Raw genomic sequence first — 10,595 nt, forward strand, 5'->3', positions numbered from 1 at the left:
GTGAAGGAGTTTACTTCAAAGGAATACGTAATTCCACAACCCATGGAGCATTAGGGTCTTGAACGTCGCCGGCACAACTCAGATATAACTCATAGTGATCTCTTGAGTCACATTCATATCCTTTTTCGTTAATATCAACATATACCTTCTTCCAGGCTTCATCATATTCACCCATCGTTACTTCTACCTGCATTACGTAATACTTACCTCCGCTTATTGTATAGCGTTTCATCCCATTTTCGGGTTCGATGCCCGAAAGATCTTCCAAACAGGCTTCCGAACGTAATTTTTCGACAGGGGTATTCATCGGGTCGTCATGATAAACTCCGGCCATTTTAGGAGATGCCTCCCAAAGATTATTGGCTCCTGCCCATGCGGCCAATTTCTCAAATACGTTTCCAATACCTGAATAATCTCCTGTATGCGAAATTGCAATTGTCTTTATCTGTTCGAGATTCTTTATCTCTGTACTATTTATTTTCATAAGTCTAATTTTTCAATAATTTGTTTAATAATCTCTTTTATTTCAACGGGTTTAACAACCGTTGTCGTATCGGCATTAGCCAATACCCATCTAGCCAGTCCTTCAAGTGAATATGCCATGTAAGTTTGTTCTATCCGTCCATCTGCGAGCTCTTTTTCTTCGGTCAGTCCCATAAAATAGCATCTGTCGGCAAAATGTTTAGAAACCTCTTTACTTGTATGTAAAACAACTTCGGTCAAACATTGCGGATCATCACATCCGAGAAGCGATTCCAAAGGTGGATGAACTTTTGTATGTTTATCTTCTGTTGTTTTTATGTTGCCGATGCGATCAAGCCTGAATATTCGGTAGTTTTTTCGTAAGTGACACCAAGCGGATAGATACCAGCGAGGGTACGAATAGGTTATGCCCACAGCTTCCAAAGCTCTTCTGGTCTTACTATCGTCTGCATTCGTGTAATCTACTTCTATAACCAACTTATCGTTTATACTATTTAATATTGTTTGCATTATATTCGGTAGACTTTCTCCCGCATTCCGACTTTTATATACTGCTATACTGTCGTCCATATCGTGGAGATATTTCTTATCCACAGATCGTAAAGCAGCACGTATTTTATCCATTCCCTGACGAAAGTAATTGCTGTTTTGGGTATCGGTAAGTTGCTCGATAATTTTTTCGGCTGTCAGGAAAGCAATTGCTTCCTCTTTTGTAAACATGAGTGAAGGTAGCCTGTAGCCTTCTATTAAAGAATAACCGACTCCCGAATTTCCGCATATCGGCACTCCTGCTTCAGACAAAGTGTGCATGTCCCGATAGATGGTACGCAGGCTCACGTCGAAGCGTTTTGCCATTTCGGATGCTTTGACAACCGGCCGAGACTGTAATTGTATGAGCAGTGCCGATATGCGATCAAGTCGGTTTAATTCTTTATTCATGTTCTCATTTTATTCTATAATCAATGCCCAAAGTACGCCAAATTTATCGATAATTTCGGCATAAAGCTTGGCATAAGGTGGTTGGCCAAGTTCACATTTTATTTGTCCACCCACACCCAATTTAGAGTAAATATCTTTCAGTTGTTGCTCGGTGTCGCAAAATATAGTGAGTGTATACCCCAGAGAGCCAAAGTTAGCCTTGGTATCTGGTAAAAGATCGGCCATGCTGATAGAACAGCCATTAAAGTCAAGATCGGAATGGATTATCTTGTCTTTGTATTCGACAGGACTTTCCATTGCCTGATATTCTCCATAGCGAAAAATTTCTCCGACTTTTCCATTAAATACTCCGGTATAGAAGTTGAGAGCTTCTTCTGCATTGCCATTAAATGACAGGTAAGGTTTAATTTTCATAATTCTTATATTTTTAAATTTAACACAATGCAAATGTATCACCCCATTATGACAACAGTATGTCAACAAGTTTTTTTATTCCCAAAATATATAAATAGAGAAAAGAATAGGGTGCAGTGAAAACATAAATTAGCATTTAGAATCTTTTAAATTCAGTACAAATAAGTTGAGTGAATAATTAATGTTTCTATGAAAGATCCTGTTAAATTTATATTTATTTATCAGATTATAGTTAATTTTGTGTGTTTTTGAATAAAAATAGTATTTTATTAATATCCCATGGTTTATGGATCTAAAGTTAACTACTAAAAAATAAATTCTAATGAAAAATATAAAAGTAGGTTTATGTCAATGTCTTGTGTTAATTCTTACAGCTTTTGTCTTCTTTTCATGCAGTGAAGATGACGCCCCAGAGCAAAAGGCGGATTACAATTTACTTGGAATAACCTCCGTTACGATTAACGGTAGCCACATTCCTGTCAAAGCTGATGGCGTATTACTTGATTTAACTGATTCTAAAGATATAGTAGGAACAGGATTCCTGAGTGAACCGAATAAAAAATATTTTGAAGTAGAATATGCTATATTGACTAAAGATTTATCAGCCTCTTCTGTGGAGATACAGAGCAAATATCCGGACGTATCTATAAGTATATCTCATGTAGTTACTAGTCCATCTGTAATTACATGGATAGTTAAGATTACAAGAGAAGGTTACTCAGAATCAGTTATATATAATCTGTCTTTTTTTGATCCAAGTTTAAATCAGGTGTTTTAAGAATGCTAATGCTTAATTAGTCTTTAATAACAATTATGCTTTGGTGCTATAATTAAAATTTAATGCCAATTTATTCTAAAAATTTATTAATTCAAAAATCTGTTATATATTTGCATGCGAAAATAGAATACTAACCCTTAAAAAAATAGAGAAAGGGTACAATTATGTTGGTCAAAAAATAATATACACGCAAAGAAACTAATGAGACTTATCGGGATGATGAGTCTGACAGCAATCTAAATCTGAATAGAAAAACGGCTGCACAAAGACGCTGGTTAGTTTCACAATCAAATAAAAATTTATAACTAATGCTGATACATCAGCCACGAAAGGGATTTTTTATGTCCTTATAGCTGCACTGTATCGCAACAAATTATCATGGGCAATCTTGCTGCTAAGCAAGACTGAACCTATATGCTGTAACATTCCTTCTCGCAGATGGAAAATCAGGTGAATCTGTACGGCTCACGACAGAAAGTTGAGACAGCCGCAAAAGGAATCATATAGGCTCTGGTTTGAGATTTGTAGCCTAGGTTACGAATCACTCGATCATGATAATGGAGAAATATAACAAAGAAATAACATTAATGAGCATACGACTTAAAGAATTAAGTAAAATAGGATATACCAACATTGTTGCACGAAGCCTTGCTTTAGGTATTATTAGTAAACATTGCAAACACAGTACAAAAGATGAGGTTTTGGCAATATTAAGCGATTTGTTACAATATCCTGATAAATACAAAACAAATGAAATCTGGAGTAGGCTGGCTGAGCATTTTTCTCCTATTATGGAAGAGAAACAATTCTCTGTTTACAACTTGCTCGATGAGCCATTAACATTTAAAACTTACGGAGGGAAGTTTATCGATAGCCTAGCCAAACAGCAAATGGAATTGGCTATGCGATTGCCTGTAACTCTTGCAGGGGCTTTGATGCCTGATGCTCATGCCGGATATGGCTTGCCTATTGGCGGAGTGTTGGCTGTAGAGAACGCTGTAATACCCTATGCTGTAGGGGTTGATATCGGTTGTCGAATGAGCCTGACTGTATTCGATGCCAAAGCTGATTATTTGACACGTTACTCGCATCAGATAAAAGAAGCGTTGAAAGAGTACACTCATTTTGGAATGGAAGGTGGATTAACTTTTCAGCAAGAACATGAGGTGCTGGACCGAAAAGAGTTTCAAATGACCGATCTGCTGAAAAAGCTTCAAGGAAAAGCAGTGCGTCAGTTAGGAACTTCGGGTGGGGGAAATCACTTTGTGGAATTTGGCGAAATAGAATTGATGGAAAATAATGTATTAAAGCTTCCGGCAGGACAATATTTAGCATTACTTTCTCATTCCGGCTCTCGAGGCATGGGTGCTAAAATAGCCAAACATTATAGCCAAGTGGCACGTGATGTTTGTCTATTGCCTCGCGAAGCTCAACATTTTGCATGGCTGGGCTTGGATACCGATGCAGGACAAGAATATTGGATGAGTATGAATCTTGCCGGAGACTTTGCTCAAGCTTGCCACGAGCGGATACATATAAATCTGAGTAAAGCACTCGGATTGAAAGCGATCGGTAATGTAAATAATCACCACAATTTTGCTTGGCGCGAAGAAATCTCTCCCAATCGATATGCTATTGTACACCGCAAGGGTGCTACTCCTGCAGCAAAGGGTGTAGCAGGATTCATTCCGGGAAGTATGGCTACTGCAGGTTATCTGGTTTGTGGAAAAGGTGAAGTACAATCGCTTAATTCTGCTTCGCATGGAGCCGGAAGAGCCATGTCGCGCCAAAAGGCAAAAGAGCAGTTCACACAATCGGCCTTGAAGAAATTGCTTCAACAGCAACAGGTAACGCTCATTGGAGGTAGTGTAGAAGAAATACCATTGGCATACAAAGACATCGACCGTGTGATGCCGGCACAAGAATCGTTAGTAGAAATTCAAGGCAAATTTATGCCACGAATAGTAAGAATGAACAGAGAGTAGATTTATTATGAATAATAAAATATACTTACAAATAACATCGGGGCGAGGTCCGGCAGAATGTTGCCGGGCGGTAGCTCTGGTATTAGAAAAGATATTGAAGCAGGCCAGAGAACTGAAACTAGAAGCCGAAGTGTTGGAACGAGAGCAAGGTGAAATCAATCGCACGTTGTTTTCTGCGATTATCTCTTTGGAAGGAAACAAAATTGACGAAATTGTAAATGAATGGGAAGGTGTTATTCAATGGACGGCACAGAGCCCGTATCGTATTTATCACAAACGCAAAAATTGGTTTGTGGGTGTTAAATCATTCACCCCCTCTGAGTTGAGCGATGTGGATATGAAATACATTACTTATCAAACTTTGCGTTCTTCGGGGGCAGGAGGTCAACATGTGAATAAAACAGAGACGGCAGTGAGAGCCATTCATAATCCTTCAGGACTTAGTGTTATAGCATCAGACCAACGTTCGCAACATCAGAATAAGAAACTGGCAACCGAACGTTTACTGGTCAAACTATCGGCATGGACCGAAGAACAAATGATGCAGGAAGCTCAAAAGAATTGGGATAATCACAATTCGTTGGAAAGAGGAAATCCTGTGAAAGTAATTAAAGAACCATTAAACTAAACAAATGAAATTATGCAATCACAAAAATATGGTCGTACATATCATTTCCCTTTTTCGCCGGGAACAACTAGCGACGACCGATTTAATCATACGTACTGGCAAGATATTCAGAGAATAGAATGCATGGTGCATACAGAAAAGCTGGATGGCGAAAACAACTGCTTGAACCAATTTGGAGTATTTGCCAGATCTCATGTTGCGCCAACTACATCTTCTTGGACAAGCCAATTGCGAGAACGATGGAATCTTCTGAAAAATGACTTAGGAGATATCGAACTTTTTGGAGAAAACCTTTATGCAGTTCACTCCATTGAGTATAAACGCATCGAAGAATATTATTTTATTTTTGCCGTGCGCCAAATGGATAAATGGCTTTCGTGGGAAGAAGTGAAGTTTTATGCATCAATGTTCGATTTTCCGACAGTCCCCGAGTTGGCTGTTCAGACAACAGAAGGTTTAACACAAGAGTCATTACAGTTGGCTATCGAAAATTGGGCACAAGAACCAAGTGTATTTGGCTCATTGAATCCGTTTACGAGTGAAGATTGTACACGAGAGGGTGTTGTCACTCGCAATATTGGAGAATATCCCGTTACGGAATTTATGCATAATGTTTTCAAATACGTCCGCAAAGGTCATGTGAAAACCGATGAGCACTGGACTCGCAATTGGAAGCGGGCTAAGTTGGTATGGGAGCAATAGCTTTATAATAAAGATGTATTTATTTCTTTTACCATGAAATATATTAAAGATTGAAATTATAATAACTTTGTGTTTAACAAATCTGTTGAGGATAAATATCTGTTTAGAAAAGATTTTTTGTCGTCGAGGGAATAATGTAATAACCAATACTAATTGATAAAAAAGAAGATGACAGACTATATTTTGACAACTGACCGATTAGGATTAAGGCATTGGAAAGATTCAGATATTGAACCGTTTGCAGCAATGAATATGGATAATGATGTTATGAGGTTTTTCCCTAAGCCTTTATCTTATTCAGAAACTCAGGGTTTTATAGATAGGATTAAGTTACACTTTGAGAAACATAATTTTGGACTGTTTGTCGTTGAAGAAAAATCAACGAAAGAATTTATTGGATTTACCGGATTCTCCGTCCCTGCTTTTGATTCTTATTTTACGCCATGTGTAGAAATAGGTTGGAGGTTTAGAAAAGAATTTTGGAAAAAAGGATTCGCTACTGAAGCGGCAATAGCATGCCTTGATTATGGCTTTGATATTTTAAATTTCGATAAGATTGTATCATTTACCTCTGTTCTAAATGTTGATTCTGAAAAAGTAATGAAGCGAATTGGTATGCATCTTCAAGGGTATTTTGATCATCCTAAAATAGAAAAAGAGAACCCTTTGTGCAAGCATGTTCTTTATGAAATTGAAAGACCAAATAGCTAGTTTCGTTTAATTCCTTATCATTAAAAAAATGGATAATATAGTAGAACAGGTTCGTCAGGCATTGGCAATGAGTATTGATGAAAGTACACTTAATACAAGTTCCCGATTTTTCAAAGAGGGAGAAGCAGCTAAAGTACATGGTGTGCGAATGGGGGACGTCAGTAAAATAGCTAAGGAGAGTCTTAAACAGATGAAGGGGCTTTCTAAACAGGAAATATTCGACTTATGCGAAGAACTGTGGAAATCCGGCTACTTGGAAGAATCGGTTGTTGCTTGCATTTGGGCCGAATCATTACATAAACAATATGAACCTACTGATTTTAAAACTTTCGAATATTGGGTGCATAACTACGTTACTAACTGGGCTGATTGCGATACGCTCTGTAACCATACTATCGGTACATTCGTGATGATGTATCCCGAATACATATCTGAATTGAAAAAATGGGCAAAATCTTCTAGCCGTTGGGTAAAGCGGGCAGCAGCCGTTACATTGATTATTCCTGCGCGCAAAGGTTTGTTCTTGGATGATGTTTTTGAGATTGCTGATATTCTGTTGTTAGATAAAGATGATCTGGTACAAAAAGGGTATGGGTGGATGCTAAAAGCAGCGAGTGAAACCTATCAGAAAAAAGTGTTTGATTATGTGATGAAACATAAATCAGTAATGCCTCGTACAGCCTTGCGTTATGCTATAGAAAAAATGCCGGCAAACATGAAATCAGAGGCCATGAAAAAGTAAGGATAATATTGAGTGATATATGGAAGAAATAAATGTAAAGTCCTTGAAAGATACACACTTCGATGTAATATGTGAAGCATTTAATCAAGCTTTTGCCAACTATGAAGTACAAATGAATAAGGTGCAACTCCAAATCATGCTAAAAAGACGTGGGTTTGATCCTGAGTTATCGTTCGCTGCATTTGATGGAGATAAAATAGTTGCTTTCACTTTAAATGGAATTGGAGACTTCAAAAGAATACGCACAGCATACGATACAGGGACAGGAACTCTGAAAGAATATCGTGGGCAAGGTTTAGCTACTCAGGTCTTTGGATATTCTATACCATATTTAAGAGAAGCCGGAATTAAACAATACCTACTGGAAGTGTTGCAGCACAACACAAAAGCAGTTTCCGTATACAGAAATCTTGGATTTGAAGTAACTCGAGAATTCTATTATTCGATGCAAACAAACGAGCATATAAGCAACCTTATAAAAGAATCAGATACTTTATATTCTGTTAAACGGATAAGTATCGATCAATTGGATTTTTTTACTAAATTTTGGGATTTTACTCCTTCGTGGCAGAATAGTTTTGAATCTATACAGCGGGCTGTTGATGATTTTATTTGTTTGGGAGTATTTGTCGATGGACGAATAGTCGGATACTGTGTTTTCGAACCTATATCGGGAGATCTTACTCAAATAGCTGTTGACAAAAAATATAGGAGTAAAGGGATTGCATCACTATTACTAAAAGAGATTTTAAATTTGAATAAAAATTCGATTCTGAAAATTGTGAATACGGATGTAGCATGTGATTCGATTGCAAATTTTATAAAAGCAAAGAATCTTGAAGTGAAAGGAAAACAATTCGAAATGATCAGAAAAATTTAAAATTGACGATTTTTTTATAAATTCAGTTAGCTAATAAATGTCTCTTTTTTACAATTCATCACAGTTGAGGTTAACTATCTTTCTAAGATGGACTCTTTTGAAATTGTACAGCCAAGTATTGAACTGTCACCTTACATTAAGAACTATTGGTTCTTAAAAGCAAATGCGGCGAATCATGTGCAAGGTGTAATACCGACAGGGAATATCAATCTATTCTTTCATCGGGGCAATCCTTTATCAATTGAAGGTAAAAGTACTTTTTTGCCTCTTATCTGCTAAGTAGAAATTAGAAAGCAAATAGTCGTCCAATATAGCTTCTTCATCTACACCCAAAGACGATAATACAAGAGCAGCCGCCATACCTGTGCGGTCTTTCCCAGCAGAGCAATGAAACATAAGAGGAATATTTTCTTCATTTTGAAGCAATCTGAACAACTCTCGGTATCTGCTTATACATAACGGATCTGTAACCAAAAGAGTATTCATTCCTTTCATCTGGGTGTCCGCTTCATCTACTGAAAGTTTATACAAATCATCTTTAGAAGTTGCTACAGCCATAAGATTTCCTGGACTTATACACAAGGGATAGTTCTGTTTTACCGAAATCGGATTTTTATCCGGAGCTTGCATCATTTCTTTTTCAGACCTGAAATCTACGATAGAAAGTAAAGGAATAGAAGCCAGATAAGCTAAATCCGTACCATTCAGATTATGAAGATCATCTGAGCGAAATATTTTACCCCATTTCACACGACGACCGTCTTGTGTTTTGTAACCGCCTAAATCTCTAAAATTGTATCCTCCTGCCATTGGCAAGTGCTGTTCAGATAATACAACTTTTTCGTTGGCAGTAGCTAACACAAAGTAGTATCTTCTTGGGTCTGATATAGTCAAGGGAAAAACACCTCTCCCCTGCCCTTTTGCTATTGGTTGCGTATAATCAATTTCCTCAACCGAAGTTCCGGCAAACAATGACCATTCTTCAGAAAAATCAATTTTCAATGATGCTGATTTTGATATTTTATCTCTAATTATTGATGTATATTTTGTTATGCCCGACTCCAAATATTGAATATTATCTAACTCTCCTTTTTCCTCATTCGATGCAATAGCAAATCTATCCCAGGCCATAAAACATAAGTTTATCGATTTATCTTATCTATTTTATGCAAGTTAATCAAAATACCGCTGGGCATAATTATTGTTTTCACTTTATTAACTGATTATTAAATTATGTTATATATCAAACTAATCACAAGCTGAAATTACATAGGACAAAACACTTGAGAATAGGTATGTAGAACTAATAAAAAAGAAGAAATCAATCATAACGAAACATATAATAAAAAGTTAAAATAATATTTTAGATTAAACCTCAAGAAGTTATATACATCTAAGTATCATGAAACAATTAAAAGTCGAAAGGTTATGAAAAGATTATTTTTATCATTAGCTATATTAGCTTTTACTTCCCTAACAATAGTTAGTGCACAAGAAGGAAGGCGTAGTAAACGGGGATTTTCTTTACCGCAGGAATTAAACTTAACTTCCGAACAGCAACAAAAAGTGGATTCTGCTAATAATGAATTCAGAGCGAAAATATCGGATTTAAGAAGTAATTCAAATGTTTCGAAAGAAGATAAAAGAACTAAAATTAAAGAACTAAGAAGAGAACACCGTGATGCGATAAACAACATTCTGACTCCTGAACAACAAACAAAGCTAAAGGAACTACAGAGCAAAAGGGAGAAGGAAATGAGTATGAGGGGCAAAAGACACGACAGGCAAAGAGAATTGGCAATACAATACAAAAAGGACTTGAAGGACCTCGACCTTACGAATGAACAAAAGCAACAAATAAGAGCAATAAATGAAAACTACAGAGCCAAATCGAAAGAACTGGCGCTACAGCATCGTGAAGATTTGAATAAAATCTATACCCTTGAGCAACAAAGCAAACTAAGAGATATCAGAAAAGATTTCTCAAAGGACAAAACTTTTACTTATGGAAGTAGAAAAGGCATGAAATTAGATAATGCCAGTGTAGAAAAATTAAATGCTTTAAAAGAAAACTACATTAAAGAAAAGAAAGCTATAGAAATGAGCCGCATTGCTCCGGCTGCCCAAAAACAAAAGTTATCTGATTTACGCGAAAATTTCAGAAAAGAAAGAAGGCAGATACTTGGTGATGCACAAAAGGCTAATAAACAAAATGCTCCGGCATAACATATAATACAAAAACTATTGCAGTATTCATAAAACGTCAACTTTCGGTTGGCGTTTTTATCTTATATATATACCATCTATTATTCAAGAGCGAGAGAGTTCTAAAA

General features: G+C 36.7%; 13 protein-coding genes. 9 read left to right on the top strand and 4 right to left on the bottom strand.

The genetic code is table 11. The features are described 5' to 3' along the window. Positions 1-10: 10 nt before the first annotated feature. The 3 genes from HMPREF9456_RS13300 to HMPREF9456_RS13310 are packed head-to-tail and all read right to left on the bottom strand — an operon-like array spanning position 11 to position 1,836. Positions 11-484 (bottom strand): AraC family transcriptional regulator, encoded by a 474-nt coding sequence (locus HMPREF9456_RS13300; protein ID WP_006844057.1) that lies wholly within the window; start codon positions 482-484, stop codon positions 11-13. After that, a complete protein-coding gene (locus HMPREF9456_RS13305) occupies positions 481-1,422 on the bottom strand; it encodes a helix-turn-helix transcriptional regulator (RefSeq protein ID WP_006844058.1) in 942 nt (313 codons plus the stop codon). Before HMPREF9456_RS13305 ends, HMPREF9456_RS13300 begins: the two co-directional genes overlap by 4 nt. Positions 1,423-1,431: 9 nt before the next feature. After that, complete coding sequence (locus tag HMPREF9456_RS13310) at positions 1,432-1,836, bottom strand: VOC family protein (protein WP_006844059.1); 405 nt, start codon at positions 1,834-1,836, stop codon at positions 1,432-1,434. Positions 1,837-2,158: 322 nt separating this feature from the next. Between HMPREF9456_RS13310 and HMPREF9456_RS13315 the strand changes: the two genes are divergently transcribed. The 8 genes from HMPREF9456_RS13315 (at position 2,159) to HMPREF9456_RS17680 (ending at position 8,541) form a co-directional block, all read left to right on the top strand. Beyond that, a complete protein-coding gene (locus HMPREF9456_RS13315) occupies positions 2,159-2,614 on the top strand; it encodes a hypothetical protein (RefSeq protein WP_006844060.1) in 456 nt (151 codons plus the stop codon). A 587-nt stretch (positions 2,615-3,201) separates the two neighbouring features. Next, complete coding sequence (locus HMPREF9456_RS13320; RefSeq protein ID WP_006844061.1) at positions 3,202-4,599, top strand: RtcB family protein; 1,398 nt, start codon at positions 3,202-3,204, stop codon at positions 4,597-4,599. A 7-nt stretch (positions 4,600-4,606) separates the two neighbouring features. Then, positions 4,607-5,227, top strand: coding sequence for a peptide chain release factor H (gene prfH, locus HMPREF9456_RS13325; protein ID WP_006844062.1), 621 nt, complete (start codon positions 4,607-4,609; stop codon positions 5,225-5,227). A 12-nt stretch (positions 5,228-5,239) separates the two neighbouring features. Further along, entirely contained in the window at positions 5,240-5,929 is a 690-nt protein-coding gene (locus HMPREF9456_RS13330) for an RNA ligase family protein (protein WP_006844063.1), read from the top strand. 168 nt (positions 5,930-6,097) lie between these two features. Next, positions 6,098-6,640, top strand: coding sequence for a GNAT family N-acetyltransferase (locus HMPREF9456_RS13335; RefSeq protein WP_006844064.1), 543 nt, complete (start codon positions 6,098-6,100; stop codon positions 6,638-6,640). A gap of 28 nt (positions 6,641-6,668) precedes the next feature. After that, the gene (locus HMPREF9456_RS13340; protein WP_006844065.1) at positions 6,669-7,382 is read left to right on the top strand and encodes a DNA alkylation repair protein; all 714 of its coding nucleotides are present in this window, start codon (positions 6,669-6,671) and stop codon (positions 7,380-7,382) included. 19 nt (positions 7,383-7,401) lie between these two features. Next, positions 7,402-8,262: a GNAT family N-acetyltransferase gene (locus tag HMPREF9456_RS13345; RefSeq protein WP_006844066.1), complete on the top strand. Its 861-nt coding sequence runs from the start codon at positions 7,402-7,404 to the stop codon at positions 8,260-8,262. An 87-nt stretch (positions 8,263-8,349) separates the two neighbouring features. After that, positions 8,350-8,541: a DUF6597 domain-containing transcriptional factor gene (locus HMPREF9456_RS17680; protein ID WP_006844067.1), complete on the top strand. Its 192-nt coding sequence runs from the start codon at positions 8,350-8,352 to the stop codon at positions 8,539-8,541. Here HMPREF9456_RS17680 and HMPREF9456_RS13350 read toward each other — a convergent pair. Next, positions 8,500-9,393 carry a tyrosine-protein phosphatase gene (locus HMPREF9456_RS13350; protein WP_006844068.1) on the bottom strand — a complete coding sequence of 298 codons (894 nt, stop codon included), beginning with the start codon at positions 9,391-9,393 and terminating at the stop codon, positions 8,500-8,502. The genes HMPREF9456_RS17680 and HMPREF9456_RS13350 overlap by 42 nt on opposite strands. Before the next feature lie 297 nt (positions 9,394-9,690). Between HMPREF9456_RS13350 and HMPREF9456_RS13355 the strand changes: the two genes are divergently transcribed. Beyond that, on the top strand, positions 9,691-10,488 hold the full coding sequence (locus tag HMPREF9456_RS13355) for a Spy/CpxP family protein refolding chaperone (protein WP_006844069.1): 798 nt from the start codon (positions 9,691-9,693) through the stop codon (positions 10,486-10,488). Positions 10,489-10,595: the final 107 nt, after the last annotated feature.

Origin of the sequence: Dysgonomonas mossii DSM 22836 (assembly GCF_000213575.1) — a bacterium.
Classification (GTDB): Bacteria; Bacteroidota; Bacteroidia; order Bacteroidales; family Dysgonomonadaceae; genus Dysgonomonas; species Dysgonomonas mossii.

Coding starts and splice junctions, on each gene's coding strand:
- HMPREF9456_RS13350 (WP_006844068.1), bottom strand. CDS start 9,393: ATGGCCTGGGATAGATTTGCTATTGCATCGAATGAGGAAAAAGGAGAG.
- HMPREF9456_RS13340 (WP_006844065.1), top strand. CDS start 6,669: ATGGATAATATAGTAGAACAGGTTCGTCAGGCATTGGCAATGAGTATT.
- prfH (WP_006844062.1), top strand. CDS start 4,607: ATGAATAATAAAATATACTTACAAATAACATCGGGGCGAGGTCCGGCA.
- HMPREF9456_RS13310 (WP_006844059.1), bottom strand. CDS start 1,836: ATGAAAATTAAACCTTACCTGTCATTTAATGGCAATGCAGAAGAAGCT.
- HMPREF9456_RS13355 (WP_006844069.1), top strand. CDS start 9,691: ATGAAAAGATTATTTTTATCATTAGCTATATTAGCTTTTACTTCCCTA.
- HMPREF9456_RS13315 (WP_006844060.1), top strand. CDS start 2,159: ATGAAAAATATAAAAGTAGGTTTATGTCAATGTCTTGTGTTAATTCTT.
- HMPREF9456_RS13300 (WP_006844057.1), bottom strand. CDS start 484: ATGAAAATAAATAGTACAGAGATAAAGAATCTCGAACAGATAAAGACA.
- HMPREF9456_RS13345 (WP_006844066.1), top strand. CDS start 7,402: ATGGAAGAAATAAATGTAAAGTCCTTGAAAGATACACACTTCGATGTA.
- HMPREF9456_RS13305 (WP_006844058.1), bottom strand. CDS start 1,422: ATGAATAAAGAATTAAACCGACTTGATCGCATATCGGCACTGCTCATA.
- HMPREF9456_RS13335 (WP_006844064.1), top strand. CDS start 6,098: ATGACAGACTATATTTTGACAACTGACCGATTAGGATTAAGGCATTGG.
- HMPREF9456_RS13320 (WP_006844061.1), top strand. CDS start 3,202: ATGAGCATACGACTTAAAGAATTAAGTAAAATAGGATATACCAACATT.
- HMPREF9456_RS17680 (WP_006844067.1), top strand. CDS start 8,350: ATGGACTCTTTTGAAATTGTACAGCCAAGTATTGAACTGTCACCTTAC.
- HMPREF9456_RS13330 (WP_006844063.1), top strand. CDS start 5,240: ATGCAATCACAAAAATATGGTCGTACATATCATTTCCCTTTTTCGCCG.